This window comes from Aeromicrobium sp. CTD01-1L150 (genome assembly GCF_041951745.1).
Classification (GTDB): Bacteria; Actinomycetota; Actinomycetes; order Propionibacteriales; family Nocardioidaceae; genus Aeromicrobium.
This window is the reverse complement of record NZ_CP169555.1, coordinates 2715308-2737255: the sequence shown is the minus strand read 5'-3', so window position 1 is coordinate 2737255 and position 21948 is coordinate 2715308. Positions and strand designations below refer to the sequence as shown.

Sequence of the window (21948 nt, the reverse complement as noted above, 5' to 3'; positions counted from 1 at the left end):
TGTGAGTAGCCTCAGTCGGCGCCGAGACCGAAGCCGACCTTGCGGCCGGAGTCGGCGGTGAAGTAGAGGTAGGCGACCTTCTCCGCGGGGACCGCGACGGTACGGCCCTTCTCGTCGGTGAGGTTGAAGACGGTCTCGTCCTTCAGGGCCGTCTCCAGCTGGGCCAGCACGGCGTCAGGTGCCGCGTCGGTGTCGACGGACAGCTCACGGGCGGCGTTCTGCACGCCGATCTTGACCTCCATGGTCACTGTTCTCCTTTGTTGCGGTGGCACATCTGCATTCACTCGCTCCGCACTCTGCGGAACCTACTCGCTCCGCACCCTGCGGAACCTACTCGCTCCGCACTCTGCGGAACCTACTCGCTCCGCTCGTGGGGAAACCCTCCGATGCCTCGCCAGGCAAGGTTGCCCACGAGCGCGACGGCGTCGTCCTTGTCCAGTGTGGACTCCGTGGACAACCAGTTGCGGGCCGCCACGTGTCCCATCCCCACCAGGCTCAGTGCCAGCAGCTTGGCGGCGTCCGCGGACAACGAAGTGTCCTCCGCGATCACCTCGCTGATCGCCTCGGCCGACTCGACGATCACCCGGTCGACGACCGCGCGGACGTCGGGATCGTTGGTGAGGTCGGACTCGAAGACCAGACGGAACGCGGCACCCTCATCGGCGACGTAGGTGAACCACAGATCCATCGTGGCCTGCACGCGCTGACGATTGTCCGTGGTGGAGGCCAGGGCCCGCTTCACGCCGGCGATGACGGTGTCGCGTGACGTCTCCAGCAGCGCGAGGTAGAGGTCGAGCTTGCCGGGGAAGTGCTGGTACACCACGGGCTTGGAGACCCCGGCGCGTTCAGCGATCTCATCCATCGACGCGGCGTGGTAGCCCTGCTCGACGAAGACCTCGAGGGCGACGTCGAGGAGCTGGGCACGGCGGGCACTGCGGGGGAGTCGGCCGGACCGGGAACGGTGCGGGAGCGGCTGGGTCACCGGGCCAGCCTAGACGGCCGACCCCTCGCGAGCCTCGGAGGCGTCGCCGAGACGCGGCAACAGGGTCGGTGTCCACGAGCCGGACAGCCCCGCGGCGCGACGGACGTCGCGGGAAACAATGAGGCACGGGAACACCAAGGAGGGGGACGGTGTTCTTCCCAGTACCGACGATCCGACCCCCTGAAGGAGCACACCGTGGTCGCGCCACTCGTGGAACCCGCCGAAGAGCTCACCATCGACGAGGTCCGCCGCTACAGCCGGCACCTGATCATCCCCGACGTGGGCATGGACGGGCAGAAGCGGCTCAAGAACGCCAAGGTCCTGGTCATCGGCGCGGGCGGCCTGGGCAGCCCCGCCCTGCTGTACCTCGCGGCCGCGGGCGTCGGCACGCTGGGCATCATCGACGACGACGTCGTCGATGAGTCCAACCTGCAGCGCCAGGTCATCCACGGCCAGTCCGACATCGACAAGCCCAAGACGGACTCGGCGGCGGCCTCGGTGGCCGAGGTCAACCCGTACGTGAGGACGATCGTCCACCACGAGCGCCTCGACAACGACAACGTCCTGGACATCTTCGCCCAGTACGACCTGATCCTCGACGGCACTGACAACTTCGCCACCCGCTACCTCGTCAACGACGCCGCCGTCATCCTCGGCAAGCCCTACGTGTGGGGCTCGATCTTCCGCTTCGAGGGGCAGGTGTCGGTGTTCTGGGCCCAGGAGGGGCCGCAGTACCGCGACCTGTACCCGGAGCCGCCGCCGCCGGGCATGGTCCCGTCGTGCGCCGAGGGCGGCGTGCTGGGCGTCCTGTGCGCCTCGATCGGCTCGATCATGGTCACCGAGGCGATCAAGCTGATCACCGGCATCGGTGACCCGTTGATCGGCCGACTCATGGTCTACGACGCGCTGGAGATGAGGTACTCGACGCTGAACATCCGCCGCGACCCGAACCAGGAGCCGCCCACGGCGCTCATGGACGACTACGAGGCCTTTTGCGGTGCCATCAGCGACGAGGCGGCCGACGCCGCGGCGGACTCGACGATCAGCGTCGGCACCCTGGACGGCTGGCTGAAGGAGCGTGCCGACGGCGGCCGCGATTTCGTGCTCGTCGACGTCCGGGAGCCGGTGGAGTACGACATCAACCGCATCCCCGGCTCGATCCTCATCCCCAAGGGTGACTTCCTCAACGGGAACGCCTTCGAGAAGCTGTCCCAGGACACGCAGGTGGTGCTGCACTGCAAGTCCGGTGTCCGCTCGGCCGAGGCGCTCGCAGTGCTCAAGGGCGCCGGCTACGCCGACGCCGTGCACGTCGGCGGTGGCGTCGTGGCCTGGGTCAACCAGATCGACCCCAGCCAGCCCAGCTACTGACGTCCTCCAGGACGGGTCGTCCCGTGATCGGTGCCTGAGCAACCGAATGTGACTGGTTGGCCGATCATCGGTGCTTGAGCAACCGAATCACGGTTCTTTCGGTTGTTTCGGCACCGATGTGGGCTCGGGCCCGTGATCGGTGCCTGAGCAACCGAACGTGGCGTCGTACGGTGGGAGAAGACACCGATCAGGCGACAGGTGGGAACGACGCCATGGACGAGTACTACGTGGAGCGGGTGCTGAGCCTGGTGGAGTCGATCGCGCCGGGACGCGTACTCACCTACGGCCGGGTGGCCGAGCACCTCGCCGGGGGCTATGGGCCCCGTTACGTCGGGCGCATCATGTCCACCCACGGCCACGCCGTGTGCTGGTGGCGCGTCATCCGGGCCGACGGCACGATGCCCCCGACGCTGATGATCGAGGCTCAGAAGCACTGGCACGCCGAGGGCACCCCGGTGCGCAACGGCCGGGTCCACCTGCCCGACGCTCTGTGGGACCCGAGCTAGCCCACGCATCGTGAGCCCTGGCACCCCACCGAGACTCGATCGGGTGCCGGGGCTCACGAATCGCGGAATTGCGCGCCTGTCCGACCTCTCTGGTGGGATGGGTCCGTGCCCGTCGAGTACCAGCTGAAGCGCCCCGCCGCGGCGCCCGCACGCCCGGTCGCGCTCGATGACTCCCAGCAGGCGGTCCTGCAGCACGTCCGCGACGTCGGCGGGCCCCTGCAGGTGCTCGCCGGTCCGGGTGCGGGCAAGACCACGACGCTCGTCGAGCTCGTCGCAGACCGTGTCGAAACCGCAGGTCTGGCGGCCGAGGAGATCCTCGTCCTGACCTTCAGCCGCAAGGCGGCACAGGAGCTGCGGGCCCGGATCGCGGCACGGCTGGACCGCACCACCGCTACGTGCCCGGCGATGACCTTCCACTCTTTTTGCTACGCGCTGCTGAGGGCCGAGCAGGACGCCAGCAGCTTCGCCGACCCCCTGCGGCTGCTCAGCGCACCCGAGCAGGACGCAGCCATCACCGAGCTGCTGGCCGGGACCGATCCCGCACTCTGGCCCCCACAGCTGAGGCCTGCGCTGCGGACACGTGGCATGGCCGGCGAGCTGCAACGACTGCTGGGCTCGGCCCGTTCGGCCGGCCTGGACTCCCTCGACCTCGTGGAGCTCGGCGGATCGGCCGGCCGTGCGGACTGGTCGGCCGCCGGCCACTTCTTCGACGAGCTCACGTCGGTGGCCGCGCTGGCCGGCACGATCGACCACACGGACCTGATCTTCCAGGCGGTCCGACAGCTCGGCGACCCCGACACCCGCAGCCGCTGGCGCGAGCGGCTGCGACTCGTCGTCGTCGATGAGTACCAGGACACCGACCCCCTCCAGGTGGCGCTGCTGCATGCCCTGGCCGGCGGCGGACCGGACCTCGGACCACCACGCGACCTCGTCGTCGTGGGTGACCCGTACCAGTCCATCTACGGGTTCCGTGGGGCGGACGTCCGCGGCATCCTGGACTTCCCGGACACCTTCGGGGACGCACAGGGTGAGCCGGCACGACGCCTCGTCCTGTCCTGCACCAACCGCTACGGCCCCACCATCGCCGACGCGGTCCGCTCGATCGTGCACAACCGTGGCGCGCTGGCCGCGGCCGACTCCCGCGCACTGGAGCAGCTGCGCTCGCCACGGTCGACGTTGGACGAGCCCGGCGAGGTCCGGGTGGAGACCTTCACCTCGGCCACGGCGGAAGCGGAGTCGATCGCACTGCTGCTGCGCGAGCAGCACCTCCACGAGCAGCGGCCATGGCGCGACATGGCGGTGCTCGTGCGCTCCTCGGACCATCTGCGACGGCTGCAACGGGCCCTGCAGTCCGCCGGGGTTCCCGTGGATGTCGCGGGCGACGAGCTGCCCCTCGCGCTGGAACCCGCGGTGCGCACGCTCGTCGCGGCCCTCAAGACCGCCGACCGGCTGCACGAGGGGCAGACGCTGGACCCCGCGGTCGCCGAGTCCCTGCTCACCGGGCCGCTCGGCGGTCTGGACGCCGGCTCGTTGCGGCGGCTCGGCCGTCTCCTGCGACGTCGCGACGACGAGCGCTGGCCGCGTCCGTCGCGGGTGCTGGTGGCCGAGGCCCTGACCGAGCCCGTGCTGCTGGAGGGGCTGCAGGCCGACGGGCCGGCCGCCACGGCGGTGCGGTCCGCAGCAGCCGTCGCACGCCTCCTGGCGGAGGCGGCACGCCAGATCGAGGCCGGCTCCTCGGCGGAGGAGGTGCTCTGGACGTTGTGGGACGGCACCGACTGGCCCCGACGGCTGCGACAGGAGGCCGAGTCCGACGGCGAGGGGTCGGCTCGCGCCCACCACGACCTCGACGCCCTCTGCGCGCTGTTCGCCGAGGCCACCCGTGCGGAGGAGAAGCAGGCCCGACGCTCGGTCACCGAGGTCGTCGCGGCCCTGGAGGCCCAGCAGATCCCGGCCGACACCCTTGCACAGGCCGCTGATTCCGGGCAGGCCGTGCAGCTCATGACGGCACATCGCTCCAAGGGCCTGCAGTGGCCGCTGGTCGTCGTCGCCGGCGTGCAGGAGGGCCAGTGGCCAGACGTGCGGCTGCGCAGCAGCCTGCTGCAGCCCGAGCGTCTCGGTCCCGGCCAGGTGCTCCCGCCGCCCTCCGCGCGGGCGGCGGTCGCCGAGGAACGCCGACTGTTCTATGTGGCCTGCACGCGCGCCCGCTCGCTGCTGATGGTGACCGCGGTGCAGGCGACGTCGGCCGACGGTGAGCAGCCCTCACGCCTGCTCGCCGAGCTGCAGCGGCACGTCGAGCAGACCACCGGCAGCGAGCCGGCCACGCCGCGCGGTCGTCCCCAGCGCTCGCTGTCCCTGCGTGGCGCGGTGGCCCGGCTGCGTCGTCTCGGTGAGACCACCGACGACCCACACGTGCGTCAGCGGGCCGCGGCTCTGCTGGCGCGGATCGCCGACCATCCGGCCGGCCGCCCCGCTCACCCCGACCGGTGGTGGGGCCTGGCCGAACGGACCCGCTCCGACGTCCCGGTGCGTTCCTCCGACGAGCCGCTGCGGCTCTCCGGCAGCCAGGTCTCGGCGCTGGTGTCCTGCCCCTTGCAGTGGTTCCTCGAGCACGAGGCCCGCGGCGGCCGTGGCACCACGCAGTCACAGGGCTTCGGCTCGGTCGTGCACGCCATCGCCGCCGACGTCGTGGAGCAGGGCGTCGACCCCGACCCCGATGAGCTCGCACGCCATCTCGACGACGTGTGGGGCCAGCTGGACTACGCCCCGTGGATCGGCCGACGCGAGAAGGCCGCGGCGGTGGAGGCGATCACGCGGTTCGCCCGCTGGCACCGCGACAACCCGCGTACCGTCCTCGCAGCAGAGCACCGCTTCGACGTCGAGGTGCAGGTGCAGGGCCGGTCGGTGCGCCTGTCCGGCTCGATGGACCGCGTGGAGGTCGATGACGAGGGTGGCGTCCACGTCGTCGACCTCAAGACCGGCAAGAGCCTGCCCAGCGGCGCGCAGATCACCGAGCACGCCCAGCTGGGCATCTACCAGGTGGCTGTCGAGCACGGCGCCGTCCCGCAGGCGCCCGGCGCGCCGGCGGCCGGCGCCGAGCTCGTCCAGCTGCGGCACGAGCTGGCCAGGGCCCCGGGCCAGCCGCGCGTGCAGGCCCAGGCGGGTCCGGGCGCCGACGAGCCGTTCTTCTCCCTCGAGCAGCTTCGGCACAGTGTGCACACGATCGACACCGAGAACTTCGTGGCCGTCGCAGACGAGCAGGGCGCCTGCACGTTCTGTGCCTTCAGCGCGCTGTGCCCCACCAAGGACGCCGGTATCTCCATCCTCGGACGCACCGACGGGCAGGAGGACGCGTGAGCCAGCACCAGGTGCCACGACCTCCCCTCGTGCGCGACGAGGACCACCTGCGCGAGATCGTCGGCATCCCGTTCTCCGCGGCGCAGATGGAGGCCATCACCGCCGGACTCGATGCCCCCAGCGCCATCGTCGCCGGTGCCGGGTCGGGCAAGACCACCGTCATGGCGGCGCGAGTCGTGTGGTTGGTCGGACACCGCGGGGTCCCGCCGGAGCGCATCCTGGGCCTCACCTTCACCAACAAGGCCGCGGCCGAGCTCGGCCAGAGGATCCGGGCCAACCTCGAGCTCCTGGGCGTCGACCTCGACGCTCAGCCCACCGCCTCGACGTACCACGCGTTCGCCGGCCAGCTCATCGCCGAGCACGGACTGCGGCTCGGCGTCGAGACGGACCTGCGGATCGTCACCGACGCCTCGAGGTTCCAGCGCATGGCGCACGCGATGGAGGCCTTCGACGGTGACCTCACCCTGCTCAGCACCCACCTGCCCACGCTCGTGGGGCAGGCCATGGCGCTGGATGCCGAGATGTCCGAGCACCTCGTCACGCCGCACGCGCTGCGGGAGTTCACGGCACGGTCTCACAAGGAGATCGCGCAGGACCCCAAGCAGCTCAAGGCCACCACGGCAGCGGGCCAGGCGCAGTCCCGGCGCCTGGAGCTGCTGCAGCTCGTGGAGGCCTACCGCGCGGCCAAGCAGACCGACGGCGTCATGGACTTCTCCGACCAGATGGCCGCAGGTGCGAGGCTCGCAGCGCTGCCGGAGGTCGGGGAGGCATTGCGCGAGCGCTACGACGTCGTGCTGCTCGATGAGTACCAGGACACCTCCGTGGCCCAGCGAGACCTCCTGCTCGCGCTGTTCGGAGGGCAACCCACCACGGCCGTCGGCGACCCAGCGCAAGGCATCTACGGCTGGCGCGGTGCCGCGTCCGGCAACCTGGAGAACTTCGTGCGGGAGTTCACCGCCGACGGCGTCACGGGCCAGCAGTTCTCGCTCGTACAGACCCGGCGGTGCGCGCCCGAGGTCATCGCGGCGGCCAACGACCTCGCGGCCGACTTCTACGCGCGCTCGGAGGTCGTGAAGCCGCTCGTCTCCGCCGCTGGAGGCCGTGGGCAGGTCGACGTCGCGCTCCACCACACCATCCAGGACGAGATCGACGCGATGGTCGAGCAGGTTCTCGTCCAGCACGAGGCGGGGACGCCCTGGGGCGAGATCGCCGTCCTCACCCGAGTCACCCGTGAGAACGCGGCCATCGTCGAGGCGCTGCGGCGTCGCCACGTGCCGTTCGAGATCGTCGGCCTGACCGGTCTGCTCGACCAGCCCGAGGTCGCGGACGTGCTGAGCCTGCTGGAGGTCGTCGAGGACGTCACGGCCAACCCCGCCCTGCTGCGGCTGCTCACCGGTCCCCGCTGGAACATCGGCCCGCGCGACCTCGCCCTGCTGGGACGCCGTGCTGCCCGGCTCATCGACCGTGCGCGCGACGACTCCTCGTCGCCCACCTTGGCCGAGGAGCTCGAGCGTGCCGTCGAGGGCACGGACCCCACCGAGATCGTCTCCCTCGCCGACGCCTTGGAGGACCCCGGCCCGCTCGACTACTCGCCGCAGGCCCGTCACCGGTTCGCCGAGCTGGCCGGTGTCATCTCCGCAGTACGTGCCCATGTGGGCGATCCCCTGCTCGAGCTGGCCCGGCGCGCCGTGCGAGCCCTCGACCTCGACGTCGAGCTGGAGGCGAGTGACGTGACCGGTGGCCTGGACAACCTCGCACTCTTCCTCGATGCGGTGGCGTCCTACGGTGAGTCCGACCGTTATGCCTCGCTCTCCGGTCTCATCGCCTACCTACGGGCCGAGGACGAGTACAACGAGGGGCTCGAGGTCTCCACTCCCACCGAGGCGGACTCCGTCAAGCTGCTGACCATCCACAAGTCCAAGGGTCTGGAGTGGGACTGCGTCTTCGTGCCGTTCGTCTCCAAGGGTGTCTTCCCGGGCGTGAGGGGTCGCGCCAACTGGACCACCACGGCCGACGCGCTGCCGTGGCCGCTGCGGGGTGACCGCGCGACGCTGCCGGCGCTGCAGGGCTGGTCCAAGCCGGACCTGGACGCCTTTCGGGTCGAGCTGAGGGCGGAGTCGGACCTGGAGGAGGTGCGCCTGGGCTACGTCGCCTACACGCGTGCCCGGACCCGCCTGGTCGCGAGCGGTCACTGGTGGGGGCGTACGCAGAAGAAGCCCCGGGGGCCGTCCCCCTTCCTGGAGCGGACCCGTGAGCACCTGGCCGCGCAGAGCCGGGAGCCGTTGACCTGGGCCGAGCCGCCCGAGGACGGCGATCCCAACCCACTCATGGTCCAGACGGACGGCGTGTCCTGGCCCACCGAGCAGCCAGCGTTGCCGGAACGGCGGGCGCTCGCCGATGCCGTTCGCGCCGAGCTCGAGGCCCCTGGCCGATCCGTTGCGGACCAGTCGACGGCAGGCCAGCTCCCGCTGCGCCTGGAGGGTGAGGACGAGATCGACCGGATCGCCGCCGACGTCGAGCTGCTGCTCGCCGAGGCCGAGGAGCACGGCCGCGCACAGCGCAGCGTCGCCGTGCCGCCCACGGTGTCGGCCACCGCCATGCTCTCCCTCACCCAGGACGAGTCCGCGTTCGCCAGGTCGCTGGCCCGGCCGATGCCCCGGCGGCCCTCTGGTGCGGCTCGCTTCGGCACCCGGTTCCATGCGTGGGTCGAGGCGCACTACGGGCAGCAGCCGCTGCTCGACCCCACCGAGCTGCCCGGTCAGGGCGACGTCGACCTGGAGAGCGACGCCGAGCTCCAGGAGGTCATCGCACTGTTCGAGGCGGGGCCGTACGGCGACCTGGTGCCGCATGCGATCGAGGCGCCGTTCTCGCTCGTGCTGGGTGGTCAGCAGGTCATCGGCCGCATCGACGCCGTCTTCGCGGCGGGCACCGGATCGGGGGCGGCGAAGGGTACTGGTGCGCGCTTTGAGGTGGTGGACTGGAAGACCAACCGTGAGATGACGGCTGACCCGCTGCAGCTGAGTCTGTACCGCCTGGCCTGGGCCGAGCTGTCGGGCATCGACCCGGCGAGGGTCACGGCGGCCTTCTACTACGTCCGTCTCGGACAGGTGCAACGCTTCGGGGCCGACGACCTGCTGGACCGCGAGGCTCTCGAGCGACTCGCCCTGGGCGGCGACATAGGGTGAACCGGTGACGAGCTTCGCCTTCGACCGCGCCCGGCACGACCGTCAGGGCATCCTGCGCAAGAACGACGCCTGGCGTCACGAGAACCCCCGGGTGCTGGTGCTGGGCGGGGAGCACGTGGCCACCGTCGATGGGCCGGCGCTGCGGTGGGTCTCGCTCGAGCAGGCCCCCGACGGACAGTGGATCCACCTGGGGGAGCAGGGCGGGCGCCAGCATGCCGCAGTCGTCGTCGACCGGGTGCCGGCCGAGCTCGCACCGGCCAGCGTTCGCGTCCTGGCGCCGCTGCTGCCGGCCGACGAGCTGTCGCTGGCCGTCCATGCCGTCGCCATGGCGCGGTGGCTCTCGAGCACACCGTTCTGTCCGCAGTGCGGCTCGCGGACCGAGGTTCGCGAGGCCGGGCACCTGCGGGTGTGTCCCGACGACGTCGGATGCGGCAAGCATCACTTCCCGCGCACGGACCCGGCCGTCATCATGCTCATCACCGACGACCAGGACCGTGCACTGCTCGGGCGGCAGGCTGCGTGGCCACAGGGGCGGTTCTCCACGCTCGCGGGGTTCGTGGAGCCGGGTGAGTCGTTGGAGGATGCCGTGCGGCGCGAGGTCGATGAGGAGGCCGGTGTGCGTGTGGGGGAGGTTCGCTACGGCGCGAGCCAGCCGTGGCCGTTCCCGTCCAGCCTCATGCTGGGCTTCTTCGGTCGTGCCGAGTCCACCGAGATCACCACCGATGACGACGAGATCGCCGAGGCGCGCTGGGTCACTCGCGACGAGCTGGCCAGCGAGGCGCAGGCCGGAACCCTCCTCCTCCCGCCGTCCGGCGTCTCCATCTCCAGCTGGCTCATCGAGTCCTGGCTCGGCTCACCCATCACCGCCAGCTGGTTCTGAAGCCCGTCGTCGAGCTCTCCGGTCGCACCGTCCCCCTGATTCCCATGAGTTCATGGGAATCAGGAGACTTCCCCCGGTTTTCTTCTGCTCACCACGGTGTGCAAACGCCGGTGAGCAACAGAAAACCGGGGTAGGTGGTGCTGGGGCGTAGGTGGTGCTTGGGGGTAGGTGGCGCAGCGGATAGGTGGCGCCGGGCCGATGCCAGAGGTCCCAAGAATCCCTGGAACTCATGGGAATCAGGGGGACTGGGTCACGCCAGGGAAAGCCCGGTCGGCAAGCTAGGCGCTGAGCTGGGCCTTGACCTCGGCCAGTGACGGGTTGGTCAGAGCGGTGCCGTCGGCGAACACGAGGGTGGGGACGGTCTGGTTGCCACCGTTGGCCTGCGCGACGACGTCGGCCGAGGCGGGGTCGGCCTCGATGTCGACCTCGTCGAAGACGATGCCCTCGCGCTGGAGTTGTCCCTTGAGGCGGTGGCAGTAGCCGCACCACGGGGTCGAGTAGAGGGTGAACTGGCCGGTCATCGAGTGTCTCCTCAGGCGTCTAGTGTTGCTCACGTCAACGTGTGCGAGCACCCTCCAACGTACGCGAGCACTGTCTGATTCCCGTCCACAGGAGAGCGATGACCGACGCCCCGTTCGGAGAGGCCCCATCTGAGTCTGCGCCATCTGGGTCGGCGCCATCTGAGTCTGGGCCACTCGAGCCGGCCTCTCTCGAGTCAGCCCCACTCGAGTCGGCACAGTCGCTGCTGGAGCCGTTGGACCCGGAGCAGCGCGCCGCCGCCGAGGCGCTGCGTGGTCCGGTCTGCATCGTCGCCGGCGCAGGCACCGGCAAGACCCGTGCCATCACCCATCGGATGGCCTACGGCGTGGCCACCGGGGTGTACGAGCCCACCGAGGTCCTGGCGTTGTCCTTCACCACCAAGGCGGCCGGTGAGATGCGCGAGCGGCTGCGACGCCTCGGTGCCCCGAACGTGCAGGCCCGCACGTTCCACTCCGCTGCGCTGCGTCAGGCGCGCTTCTTCTGGCCCACCGTCTACGGCACCGAGTTCCCCGAGGTCGTGCAGTCCAAGTTCGGCCTGGTCAGGAACGCAGCCGGGCGCAATGGCCTGCGTTCGCTGGATGCGGCCGTCGTGCGCGATCTCGCCGCGGAGATCGAGTGGGCCAAGGTCAGCAACGTCGATCCCAGCAGCTACCCCGACGTGGCCAGGGCGCGCGGCCGTGAGGTCGCGGGTCTGGATCGCGGACAGGTGGCCGCCCTGATGGTGTCCTACGAGGACCTCAAGCGGGAGGCCAACCGTATCGACATGGAGGACATCCTCCTGGTCACCGCGGCCATTCTCGCCGACGACGAGCGCATCGCCGCACGGGTGCGCAGCCAGTACCGCTGGTTCGTCGTCGATGAGTTCCAGGACGTCAATCCGTTGCAGTCCACCCTGCTCGACCTGTGGCTGGGGGGACGTGAAGACGTCTGTGTCGTCGGTGATCCCCGCCAGACGATCTACTCCTTCGCCGGGGCGTCGCCGCGCATCCTCGCCGACTTCACCACCCGCTACCCCGACGCCCAACGCATCGAGCTGGTACGCAACTACCGCTCCACGCCGCAGGTGGTGGCTGTCGCCAACGCCGTCTTCCCCTCCCGGGAGAGGGAGGGCGGCACCGTCCGGGGACGTCCGCTGCAGGCACAGAACAGCCCCGGGGACCCGGTGCGCTACCTCGGTCACTCCGACGAGCCGGCCGAGGCCGCTTCGGTGGCCGACGACATCGTCTCCCTGCACCGCGCCGGCATGCCCTATCGGGAGATGGCGGTGCTGTTCCGCATCAACGCGCAGTCCGAGGCGTTCGAGGAGGCCCTCGGGGAGCGTGGCGTGCCGTACACGCTGCGTGGCGTCGCCGGGTTCTTCGACCGGGCCGAGGTGCGTCAGGCCGTCACCCTGCTGCGCGGCGCCGCGAGGTCAGGTCAGCACGCCTCGGACGGCACGCTCGTCGGGGAGTGCGGCGCGGTCCTGGCCGGGCTCGGCCACACCCTCTCCCCACCCACGGGTGCGGGCGAGGCGCGCAACCGGTGGGAGTCCCTCAACGCCATCGTCTCCATGGCCACCGACCTCGCCGCCGACGATCCGCAGGCGGGGCTCACCGAGCTCGTCGCGGACCTGGAACGCCGTGCTGCCACGGCCCATGCCCCCACGGCCGAGGGCGTCACGCTCGCCACCTTGCACTCGGCCAAGGGCCTGGAGTGGGACGCCGTGTTCTGCGTCGGCATGCACGAGGGCATGCTGCCCAGCGTCCACGCAGACACCCCCGAGGCAGTGGAGGAGGAGCGGCGGCTCTTCTACGTCGGTGTCACCAGAGCCCGCAGACGCCTGTCCATCTCCTGGGCGAGGGCCCGCACGGTGGGCGGCCGGCAGAGCCGTGGGCCCACCCGGTTCCTGGACCCGTTGCTGCCGTCGGACCATCCCGCTCGCGGTGGTGGCCAGACCCCTCGGCCCAAGAAGCGCACGGCTGCGGCCCTGGAGTCGCTCGAGCCGGCCGACCGGGCGCTGTTCGACAAGCTCAAGCAGTGGCGGACCGAGACGGCCTCCGCCGCCAAGGTCCCGCCGTTCGTCGTCTTCCAGGACGCCACCCTGCTGGCGCTGGTGGAGCACAAGCCGTCCGACGATCGCGGCCTCAGCGCCGTACCGGGGATCGGGGCCGCCAAGCGAGAGCGCTACGGCGCGCAGGTCCTGGCGCTGCTCGCCGAGGGCTGAGCAGTCTCGGGCTCACCGCACGAGACGAACCTGTGCGTGGGTCAGCACGACGTCGGTGAGCGCCGCGAGGGTGTCCGACGGCGACGACCAGTACTGCCACCACAGCGGCGTGCTGATCGGCGGACCGTCGAGGGTGACGAGCCTCCCGTCCTCGAGCATCGGCTCGGCATGTTGCACGGGCAGCAGGCCCCAGCCGAGCCCCAGCTCCACGGCTCGTGCGAAGTCATGGGAGGACGGCACGAGGTGTCGGGCAGCGGTGGGTGCCGTGACGTCCTGCTGGCTGAGCCACCGGACCTGCAGGGTGTCGTGGCGGTCGTAGTCGACGCGTGGCGCGTGGGCGAGCGTCTCGCCAGTCGATCCCCGGTCCCACCGTTGGATCCAGGCCGGGGCGGCGACGGGAACGTACATCAGGGCGCCGAGCGGCTCGACCCGGCAGCCGGGCACGGGCGTGCTGCGTGAGGTCACCGCCGCCATGACGACGCCGTCCGTGAGGAGTCGGGCGGTGCGCTCCTGGTCCTCGCGGTGCAGCTCCAGCGCGACCTCGTGCTCGGCGGCGAACGTGGCGAGCGGGTCCAGGAACCACGTGGCGAGCGAGTCGGCGTTGACGGCGACGCCCATCCGCACGAAGCCGCCGGGCGGGTCGACGCCCAGGTCGGTGGTCAGGTCATGTTCCAGCAGGGCGAGTCGTTGCGCGTGCCGCAGGACGGCGCGCCCGGCATCGGTCGGAGTCACCGGGCGGCTGCGCACCGCGAGCCGTCGGCCGACCTGCTGCTCCAGTGTCTTGATCCGCTGGCTCACGGCCGATGGGGTCATGTGCAGCTGACGCGCGGCGCCGTCGAAGGTTCCGGTGTCGACGACGGCGGCGAAGGTGGCGACGAGCTCGGCGTTCCACGACATGAAGCCATGCTAATGGTACGTCAAGAAGATTCGCTGGTGCTTCATCAGGTCCGTCCGTAGCGTGGGGCCGTGCTCAGCGTCCTCTCCGGGTTCCTCATGGGGCTCACTCTCATCATCGCCATCGGCGCGCAGAACGCTTTCGTGCTGAGGCAGGGGTTGCGCCGTTCCCACCTCGGGCTGGTGGTGGCGACGTGTGCAGTGTCCGACGCCGTGCTCATCGTGGCGGGTGTGGCTGGGCTGGGGCACCTGCTGGAGGTGTTTCCGTGGTTCGCCGAGGCCGCCCGGTGGGGCGGTGCGGCGTTCCTGCTGGTCTACGGCGTCCACGCGGCGCGCCGGGCCCTGGACCCGCCGGCCGAGGGCCTGCAGGTTGAGGAGACCGTGCCCGGCCCCACGGCTGGTGCGGGGGCCGTGGCGACGCGTGCTGTGCCGACGCGTACTGAGCAGACTTGTACTGGGCTGACTCGTACTGGGCTGACTCGTACTGGGCTGACTCGTACTGGGCTGATTCGTACGGGGGCAGCACCCGTGGTGGCGACGGCGCTGGCGCTCACCTGGCTCAACCCACACGTCTACCTCGACACCGTCGTGCTGCTCGGCTCCGTCGCGGCCACCCACGGTGACCACCGTTGGTGGTTTGCGCTCGGGGCCGTGACGGCGAGCATCGTGTGGTTCTGCGCCCTGGGCTACGGGGCCCGGTACCTGGGGCGGTGGCTGCGTGGCGCTCGTGCCTGGCAGGTGCTCGACGGGGTGATCGCCGCGGTGATGCTGGCCCTCGCGGTGACGCTCGTCGTGGCGTGAGCCGGGTCAGTCGCCGGCGAAGCCGGGCACGGTGTCTTGCAGGATCGAGCGGAACGGCGCGGTGGCCTCCAGCTGGCTGAGCACGCCGACGCCGCCCAGCCACACGCGGTGGATGAGCAGGTACTCCGGCGGCAGGTTGATCCGCAGCGAGGTGGCCATGCCCTCGACACCGGGACTGCTGAGGCGTTGCATCTGGCTGCGCAGCCACTCCCGGTTGAACCCGAACTCCTCGACGACAGCGGGCTCGAAGAACGGTCCCAGGTAGGCCGAGAGGACCTCAGGCTCGATGCTGGTGCCCTCCCGCAGGAACCCCTCGTCACGCAGCCCCTGGCTCACGGCCTCGGCATCGCCCTCGATGGCGGTGCGCAGCAGGGGGCCGATGGCCGGCGGCAGCCCGTCCGGCAGGCGCGCGACGGCGCCGAAGTCGACCACGCCCATCCGGCCGTCCGCGAGCACCCGGAAGTTACCGGGGTGCGGGTCGGCGTGCAGCAGCCCGACGCGACCGGGCCCCTCCAGCAGGAACCGGGCGTACAGGGCCCCGTAGTGGTCCCGGTCGGCCTGCGCACCGTCCTTGATGATCCCGGCGAGCGAACCGTCGCTGTCCATCCACTCGGTGATGAGCACCTGAGGGCTGGAGTGCACCACGGCCGGGACACTGACCTCGGGGTCGTCGGCGTAGGCGTCGTGGAAGGCACGCTGTGAGTCCGCCTCCAGCTCGTAGTCGAGCTCCTCGGCGACGCGGTCCTGCAGCTCGGCGATGAGCGGCTTGACGTCCAGGCCGGGTGCGAGCACACCGAACAGCCGCGAGAGCCGGGCCAGCTGCCGCAGGTCCGACCGCAGAGCCTTGGCGGCCCCCGGGTACTGCACCTTGATCGCGACCTCGCGGCCGTCGTGCCACCGGCCCCGGTGCACCTGACCGATGGAGGCTGCGGCAGCGGGCTCGTCGTCGATCTCGACGAGCAGCTCACGCCACTGCTCGCCGAGCTGGGTGGCAAGCGCACGGTGGACGACGTCCGGCGGCATCGGGGGAGCGGCGTCCTGCAGTCGGGTGAGCGTCTCGCGATAGGGGCCGGCGATCTCATCGGGCAGGGCCGCCTCGAAGATGCTCATCGCCTGGCCGAACTTCATGGCGCCGCCCTTGAGCTGGCCGAGGACGCTGAAGATCTGCTCGGCCGTGCGGCGTTGCACCTCGGTGAGGACGGCATCGGCCGGTGCGCCGCCGATCCGACGTCCCACGCCGATCGCGGTGCGCCCGGCGAATCCCACCGGAAGGGCCGCGAGCTTGGCGCCGCGGCTGAAGGCCGAGGCCGGCAGCGACGTGTCTCTTCGTCGCGCCCGCTGCTCGTCCTCCGCCATCCGGACAGGATACGTCGCTCATGGAGCGCCCAGCAGCCAGCAGCCGCAGCCGTGGTGGAACGTGACGGGACGTGAGTCCTCGTGGTCGCCGTCCGGTCCGAGACGCAGGACCGCTCCGGCGCTGCGGGGGCGCCGCCCGCTGACGAGAGCGCGGACGTCGCGGGTCACCGTCGCCGCCACGGCCCAGCGAGCAGTGGGCGCGATGCCGGCCGGGCCGGTCGCGATCGGTGGGCCCTCGGACTGGGCGACCACGACCGGCCAGGTCGGGTCCTCATCGCGCTGGCCGAGGTCGAGACAGGTCAGGCAGGGGCTGACCCCCGGCACCACGAGCGGTCCGACCCGCACCCGCGGGCCGGCAGTGGAGATGAGCAGGTGCGCCTGCCCCGTGGCGGCGAGGGGCTGGATGTCGCTGCGGGCCGGTTCACCGGTGCTGAGGTGCACGTACAGGCGTGGTCCGCTCCTCCCCGCGGGGGCGAGGTCGAGCTCGTGCAGCGCGGTCCGGACCGTCTCGGCCAGTCGTTGCGTGGGCGCGTCGCAGTGCACCGCGATGTCGAGCCGGGCCCGGACCGGTGGCCGAGCGTCGACGAGTGCGCCACGCGCCAGGAGCTCGGTGACGACGGAGGGGACGTCGCCGGCGATCTCCGGTCCGGCCAGTGCGGCGAGCTGGGGCACGTCGCGGACACCGTCGAGCAGCCGGAGCAGGCCGACGAGCCCGGGGCGGTCACGCACGAGCACCCCCGGGTCGGTGCCGACCTGCAGGTGGTGGACGTCGCGCCTCACGACGGTGGTCGCCGGAGGAAGGCTTGGTCGCACGGACATGCCTCGATGGTGCTGTGGACCACCGGCGGCGGCGACCGGCTGTCCACAGCGTGCCGTGCGAGGGCTCCCGGTCGGGCCTGCCTTCCCCTGCGGACCGCGACCGGGAGCCCGGCCGGTCACGCTAGGGGAGGTCAGGAGCCGTCGTCAACATGGCGCGGGCAGAAGTTGTCCACGCCTGTGGACGAAGGTGGGGACAACGTGTGTGAATCGCCGGGCAGTGGTGTGGACGCCCGGTGGACGGGGAGTGGAAACGTCTCGTCAGGAACCGCTCAGCCCTCGCCTGACCAGCGACGACGTGCCTTCGAGCCGTGTGGAGGAGCGGGGATCGCCGCCAGTGTTTCTGGTGTGGCCGGTGATGTCCCCGGGACAGACTGTGCTGATTTCGGCCCACGGCCCCGAACCCCCGCCGGGTTACGTTGACGTCATGGATGTAGAGATCCGCCGCAGCGCCCGTCGCAAGCGGAACGTCACCGCGCGCCGTGAGGACGGCCGCATCGTGGTTCTCATGCCGGCGCACCTGTCGCCGGAGGAGGAACGGCGCCACGTCGCCGCTCTCGTGGCCAAGCTGGAGGCCCGCGAGCGGCGGATGCAGCTCAGTGACGACGACCTGCTCGCCCGCGCACACCGGCTGTCGGCCAGGTACCTGGACGGCGAGGCGGTGCCGACGTCCGTGCGGTGGGTGGGCAACCAGGACAAGCGGTGGGGGTCGTGCACCGTGCTGGAGGGCTCCATCCGACTCTCCGACCGCATGATCGGCATGCCGGACTGGGTGGTCGACGCCGTGCTCGTGCACGAGCTCGCGCACCTGCTGGAGCCGAACCACGGTCCCGGGTTCAAGGCGCTGGTGGAGCGCTACCCGCACCACCTCAAGGCCGAGGGATTCCTCCGGGGAGTGGCATGGCAGCGCTGACCAGGGCGCGCACGTCCTCGTCGGTGGGCTCGGGGAGCTGATCGGGCGCGAACCATCCCACCGGGTCCTCGCCCGGTTGCCGCACGGGCGTGCTGCCCGAGGGCGCCACGACGCGAAACTGCACGTCCAGGTGGTGCGACGGCCGGACCGGTCCACACGCCGGCACCACGTGGCGTGACAACCGCAGCGGCACCGGATCGATCCGCAGGCCAGAGATGCCCGACTCCTCGGTCGCCTCGCGCAGCGCGGCGTCGGCGAGCGTCGCGTCGCCAGGCTCACAGTGGCCGCCCGTCTGCAGCCAGAGCCCGGCCTTGGCGTGCCGGACCAGCAGCACACGGCTCTCGTCCACGACGAGGGCGCTGCTGGTCAGGTGGTCCGGGTGGCAGCTGCGCCGCATCGCATCGCGATGGCGAGCCAGGTGCTCCAGGTACAGCAGGCGCAGCCGCTCCTGCTCCTCATCAGGTGCCGGCCACGTGCTCAGGACGTGGCGGGCGTCGGCGTGCAGCGTCACGGACGTTCAGTCGTCGCGCTCTGGGCCGCCCTCATCCTGAGGTGCCTCGGAGCCGGTGTCGTCGTCCTTCGACCGCCCCTCCTGGCTGAGGAGCTCATCAAGTGCGGCGTCGAAGGCATCGCCCTCGGGCACGTCCTGATCGTCCTGGGCGAAACCGAGCGGGTCGTCGAGGTCGGTGCGCGTGGGCATGAGGTCCGGGTGCGTCCACACGGCATCGCGTGCCTCGGCGCCCTTGCGGTCGCGCAGCGCGGCCCACAGCGTCGACGCGTCGCGCAGACGCCGGGGACGCAGCTCCAGGCCGACGAGAGAGGCAAAGGTCTGCTCGGCGGGTCCGCCCGTGGCACGGCGCCGACGCACGGCCTCGGCCAGTGCCGGGGCGGCCGGCATGGTCTCGTGCGTGGCCTGCGCGACGACGTCGTCGACCCAACCCTCGATGAAGGCCAGCAGCGTCTCCAGCCGGTCAAGAGCGGCCTGCTGCTCGGGGGTGCGCTCGGGCTCGAACATCCCGCCCTGCATGGCCTCGGCGATCTGGTCGGGACGGGAGGGGTCCAGGCCCTGTATCTGCGACTCGATGGCGGAGAGATCGATGCGTGTGCCGCGGCCAAACTCCTCGATCGTGCTGATCAGCGCCGAGCGCAGCCAGGTGGCGTGTGAGAACAACCGATGGTGCGCGCACTCGCGCAGGGCGACGTAGAGCATCACGTCGGCGGCGGAGTGCTCGAGCCCCTCGCCGAAGGCGGCCACGTTGGTGGGCAGGATGGCGGCGGTCCGGTCGTCGGTGAGGGGGATGCCGATGTCGGTGGAGGACAGCACCTCCCCGCCGAGGCCCGCCAGGGCCTGGCCCACCTGCTGCGCGAACATCGCGCTGCCGGCCTGGTTGAGCATGCCGATGAGCGGGCCGGCCATGGCTCGCGCTTCCTCGGGGATGGCCTCGCCCATTGCGCCGACCACGGAGTCGGCGATGGGGCCGACGAGCTGCTGCCACGTGTCGGCGGTGGCCTCGACCCACTCGGCGCGACTCCACGCCGCGGCCCGGGGGGCGCTGGCGGGGACGCTGGTGGCCCGGTCCAGCCAGGACTCGGCCAGCTGCACGGCGTCGGAGACGGCGCCCTGCTGGCCGGTGTGGGGGGAGGGGTCGTCGCCGGCGGCCGCGAGCGCGGTGCGCGCCGTCTCGCGGACGACGTCGAAGTTGACCGATCCGTCCTGCGCGCCGCTGAACATGCGCTGCATCTGCCCGAACAAGGCGCTGAGGTCGGGGGCCTGGCCGCCGGAGCCGCCCATCGCGTTGAAGATCTGCTCCATGGGCGTGCCCGCGAAGGGGTTCTCGCCGGGGTCCGGCTCGTCCGGAGGTCGCTCGTCAGGCATGTCTCAACACTAGCGCCCCGGGACACGTCCGCCGCTGGACGAGCCGGGGCTCGACCGATCGACCGGGCGATCGCAGGACACATAGGGTGGCGATCATGACCAGCGTGCCGATCGCGGAGGTCCGGGACACCCCGCTCAGCCTCGATGAGGTGTATGACGCCGTCCGCGACCCCGCGGCCGGAGCCGTCGTGCTGTTCACCGGGGTGGTCCGCGACCACGACGGCGGACGCGACGTCACGGCGCTGACGTACTCGGCCCACCCGATCGCCGGTGACGAGCTGCGACGCGTCGCGGAGACCATCGGCCGTGAGGAGGACGTGCGTGCGTTGGCTGCGACCCACCGCGTGGGGGAGCTGTCCGTCGGTGACCTGGCCGTCGTCGTCGCAGCCTCGGCGGCACACCGCGACGCCGCGTTCACTGCGGCGCGGCGACTCATCGACGAGCTGAAGGCCGAGGTGCCGCTGTGGAAGCACCAGGTCTTCGCCAGTGGTGAGCCCGAGTGGGTCCACCCCACGTGAGCCTCCACCGAGCGACCTGGGTGAGGTTGGGCCAGACACCTTAGGCTGTCCGTCGTGACAGACCCGAGTGTGCCGCCTGCCGGTGAGGACGACCCGCCTGCCGGCCAGTCAGAGGCAGATGTCGCCCGACACCGCAGTCGGGGATATGCCGCTGTCGTCGTGGCGGCGATCAGCTTCGTGGCGCTGCTGTGCGTCGCCTTCCTGGTGCCCGTGCCGTACGTGGCGATGCGACCCGGCCCGGCCTTCGACACCCTGGGGGAGTTCGACGGGTCGCCGATGATCACCTTCGGCGACGACGTCAAGACCTATGACACGGACGGGGTGCTGGACTTCACCACCGTCTCGGTCACCAGCGCCGACAACCAGCTCAGGTTCGGCGACGTCGTGAGCGCGTACCTGACGCGCGACGTCTCCGTGGTTCCGCGCGAGTCGGTGTACCCCGAGGGGGAGACGGCTGACCAGTCGAAGGAGCAGGGGGCCGCGCAGCTGACCAGCTCCAAGGACACCTCTCGCGCTGCGGCGCTGCGAGCGGCCGGCTACGACGTCCCTGAGACGCCCAAGGTCGTCGACGTCGTCGAGGACGGGGCGTCGGTCGACGTCCTGGAGCCCGAGGACCTCATCCTCACCGTCGACGACGAGCCGGTGACGTCCGCCCAGGAGGTGCAGAGCGCCGTCCGTGCCGGGGACCCCGGCGACGAGGTGGAGGTCGGCATCTCCCGTGATGGTGAGGAGCAGAGTGTCTCGATCACGACGAAGCCCTCACCGGAGGACCCGGAGCTGCCGCTCATCGGGATCACGGTGGGCACGGCCTACGACTTCCCGGTCGAGATCGAGAACAACGTCGGCGACCAGGTGGGCGGACCCAGCGCGGGCACGATGTTCGCCCTCGCCATCTACGACCGGCTCACCCCGGGGACCCTCACCAGTGGTGAACGGATCGCCGGCAGCGGCGAGATCGCCGGGGACGGCACGGTGGGAAGCATCGGCGGCATCCGTCAGAAGATGGCCGGGGCCGCCTCCGACGGCGCCACCATCTTCCTGGTGCCCGAGGACAACTGCGCCGAAGCCGTCACGGGCGACGACCATGGCATGAAGCTCATCGAGGTGAAGACCCTCGACGGCGCGATCGATGCCCTCACGACCCTGGCCGACGATCCCGAGGCAGAGGTGCCCACATGTCAGTAGATCCGCCGCTCGATGAGCTGCACCCCACGACGCCGCTGCGAGAGGTCGCGCTCGAGGTCGAGGCGCACGTGGGGGAGGACGGCTGGGACCAGCCCGCTCGCCTCTACGCGCTGGTCCCGACGGTGGATCTGATCGCCCGGGAGCCGGCGCTCGCCGAGCAGCTGGGCGTCGACGGCGAGGACGACCACGGCTCGCTGACGTCGGTCGAGCAGGACCTGCCGCAGGACCGCGACCTGGAGGAGCTGCTCGGGGCGATCGAGTGGCCGGACGCCGTCACGGGCTGCGCCGTCGTGGTGGAGCGGGTCATGCTGCCCCCCGGGGCCGAGGAGGACCTCCCGACCGATCCCACGGCCCTCATCGAGGCCGTCGTCGCCCATCCCGAGCGTCGCGAGGTGCGCCTGGTGGCGGCGGTCCTGAGGGACGGGGGGAGGCACAGCATCGTGCGGGCACGCACGCCAGAGGGGGCCGAGCTGTTGGAGGGGCCGGACCTCGTGCCGGGCCTGCTGGACTCGCTGCATGGCACCTTGACATAGGCTCGTCCTTACTCCGGTTCGTCCCCCGGAGCAGCCCC

The 21948-nt window shown here is 71.1% G+C and carries 19 protein-coding genes; 11 read left to right on the top strand and 8 right to left on the bottom strand.

Annotation, left to right across the window (positions count from 1 at the left end):
- Positions 1-11: 11 nt before the first annotated feature.
- Together ACEVFP_RS13465 and ACEVFP_RS13460 are read right to left on the bottom strand one after the other, a co-directional pair.
- Positions 12-242 carry a DUF3107 domain-containing protein gene (locus tag ACEVFP_RS13465; RefSeq protein WP_374999977.1) on the bottom strand — a complete coding sequence of 77 codons (231 nt, stop codon included), beginning with the start codon at positions 240-242 and terminating at the stop codon, positions 12-14.
- A gap of 113 nt (positions 243-355) precedes the next feature.
- Entirely contained in the window at positions 356-982 is a 627-nt protein-coding gene (locus ACEVFP_RS13460; protein WP_374999976.1) for a TetR/AcrR family transcriptional regulator, read from the bottom strand.
- Between the two features lie 195 nt (positions 983-1177).
- Here ACEVFP_RS13460 and moeZ point away from each other — a divergent pair, with 195 nt between their 5' ends.
- The 5 genes from moeZ to nudC all read left to right on the top strand — a co-directional run bounded on the left by moeZ (position 1178) and on the right by nudC (position 10275).
- Positions 1178-2350: an adenylyltransferase/sulfurtransferase MoeZ gene (gene moeZ / locus ACEVFP_RS13455; RefSeq protein WP_374999975.1), complete on the top strand. Its 1173-nt coding sequence runs from the start codon at positions 1178-1180 to the stop codon at positions 2348-2350.
- Between the two features lie 212 nt (positions 2351-2562).
- Positions 2563-2856, top strand: a complete 294-nt coding sequence (locus tag ACEVFP_RS13450; protein WP_374999974.1) for an MGMT family protein — start codon at positions 2563-2565, stop codon at positions 2854-2856.
- Positions 2857-2961: 105 nt separating this feature from the next.
- A complete protein-coding gene (locus tag ACEVFP_RS13445; protein ID WP_374999973.1) occupies positions 2962-6210 on the top strand; it encodes an ATP-dependent helicase in 3249 nt (1082 codons plus the stop codon).
- Positions 6207-9395, top strand: a complete 3189-nt coding sequence (locus ACEVFP_RS13440) for a UvrD-helicase domain-containing protein (RefSeq protein ID WP_374999972.1) — start codon at positions 6207-6209, stop codon at positions 9393-9395. Before ACEVFP_RS13445 ends, ACEVFP_RS13440 begins: the two co-directional genes overlap by 4 nt.
- A gap of 4 nt (positions 9396-9399) precedes the next feature.
- A complete protein-coding gene (gene nudC / locus ACEVFP_RS13435) occupies positions 9400-10275 on the top strand; it encodes an NAD(+) diphosphatase (RefSeq protein ID WP_374999971.1) in 876 nt (291 codons plus the stop codon).
- A gap of 278 nt (positions 10276-10553) precedes the next feature.
- Here nudC and ACEVFP_RS13430 read toward each other — a convergent pair whose 3' ends face one another.
- The gene (locus ACEVFP_RS13430) at positions 10554-10796 is read right to left on the bottom strand and encodes a mycoredoxin (RefSeq protein ID WP_374999970.1); all 243 of its coding nucleotides are present in this window, start codon (positions 10794-10796) and stop codon (positions 10554-10556) included.
- A gap of 98 nt (positions 10797-10894) precedes the next feature.
- On the opposite strand from ACEVFP_RS13430, the gene ACEVFP_RS13425 reads away from it, so the two are divergent.
- Positions 10895-13018, top strand: coding sequence for an ATP-dependent helicase (locus ACEVFP_RS13425; protein ID WP_374999969.1), 2124 nt, complete (start codon positions 10895-10897; stop codon positions 13016-13018).
- 12 nt (positions 13019-13030) lie between these two features.
- Here the strand turns inward: ACEVFP_RS13425 and ACEVFP_RS13420 are convergent, their stop codons facing one another.
- Complete coding sequence (locus tag ACEVFP_RS13420) at positions 13031-13915, bottom strand: LysR family transcriptional regulator ArgP (RefSeq protein WP_374999968.1); 885 nt, start codon at positions 13913-13915, stop codon at positions 13031-13033.
- Positions 13916-13984: 69 nt separating this feature from the next.
- Here ACEVFP_RS13420 and ACEVFP_RS13415 point away from each other — a divergent pair, with 69 nt between their 5' ends.
- Complete coding sequence (locus ACEVFP_RS13415; protein ID WP_374999967.1) at positions 13985-14713, top strand: LysE/ArgO family amino acid transporter; 729 nt, start codon at positions 13985-13987, stop codon at positions 14711-14713.
- 6 nt (positions 14714-14719) lie between these two features.
- On the opposite strand, the gene ACEVFP_RS13410 is transcribed toward ACEVFP_RS13415, so the two are convergent.
- A complete protein-coding gene (locus ACEVFP_RS13410; protein ID WP_374999966.1) occupies positions 14720-16069 on the bottom strand; it encodes an ABC1 kinase family protein in 1350 nt (449 codons plus the stop codon).
- An 18-nt stretch (positions 16070-16087) separates the two neighbouring features.
- On the bottom strand, positions 16088-16888 hold the full coding sequence (locus tag ACEVFP_RS13405) for a hypothetical protein (RefSeq protein WP_374999965.1): 801 nt from the start codon (positions 16886-16888) through the stop codon (positions 16088-16090).
- 424 nt (positions 16889-17312) lie between these two features.
- Here ACEVFP_RS13405 and ACEVFP_RS13400 point away from each other — a divergent pair, with 424 nt between their 5' ends.
- A complete protein-coding gene (locus tag ACEVFP_RS13400) occupies positions 17313-17798 on the top strand; it encodes a M48 family metallopeptidase (protein ID WP_374999964.1) in 486 nt (161 codons plus the stop codon).
- Here the strand turns inward: ACEVFP_RS13400 and ACEVFP_RS13395 are convergent.
- Both ACEVFP_RS13395 and ACEVFP_RS13390 read right to left on the bottom strand, forming a co-directional pair.
- Positions 17755-18309, bottom strand: coding sequence for an NUDIX hydrolase (locus ACEVFP_RS13395; protein WP_374999963.1), 555 nt, complete (start codon positions 18307-18309; stop codon positions 17755-17757). The genes ACEVFP_RS13400 and ACEVFP_RS13395 overlap by 44 nt on opposite strands.
- Before the next feature lie 6 nt (positions 18310-18315).
- The gene (locus tag ACEVFP_RS13390; RefSeq protein ID WP_374999962.1) at positions 18316-19674 is read right to left on the bottom strand and encodes a zinc-dependent metalloprotease; all 1359 of its coding nucleotides are present in this window, start codon (positions 19672-19674) and stop codon (positions 18316-18318) included.
- A gap of 95 nt (positions 19675-19769) precedes the next feature.
- Between ACEVFP_RS13390 and ACEVFP_RS13385 the strand changes: the two genes are divergently transcribed.
- From ACEVFP_RS13385 to ACEVFP_RS13375, 3 genes are read left to right on the top strand one after another with little or no spacing between them, the layout of a single operon-like run.
- Positions 19770-20192 carry a molybdenum cofactor biosynthesis protein MoaE gene (locus ACEVFP_RS13385; RefSeq protein ID WP_374999961.1) on the top strand — a complete coding sequence of 141 codons (423 nt, stop codon included), beginning with the start codon at positions 19770-19772 and terminating at the stop codon, positions 20190-20192.
- Between the two features lie 54 nt (positions 20193-20246).
- The gene (locus ACEVFP_RS13380) at positions 20247-21377 is read left to right on the top strand and encodes a PDZ domain-containing protein (protein WP_374999960.1); all 1131 of its coding nucleotides are present in this window, start codon (positions 20247-20249) and stop codon (positions 21375-21377) included.
- Positions 21368-21910 (top strand): PPA1309 family protein, encoded by a 543-nt coding sequence (locus ACEVFP_RS13375; RefSeq protein WP_374999959.1) that lies wholly within the window; start codon positions 21368-21370, stop codon positions 21908-21910. The genes ACEVFP_RS13380 and ACEVFP_RS13375 overlap by 10 nt, the downstream gene beginning before the upstream one ends.
- Positions 21911-21948 lie beyond the last annotated feature (38 nt).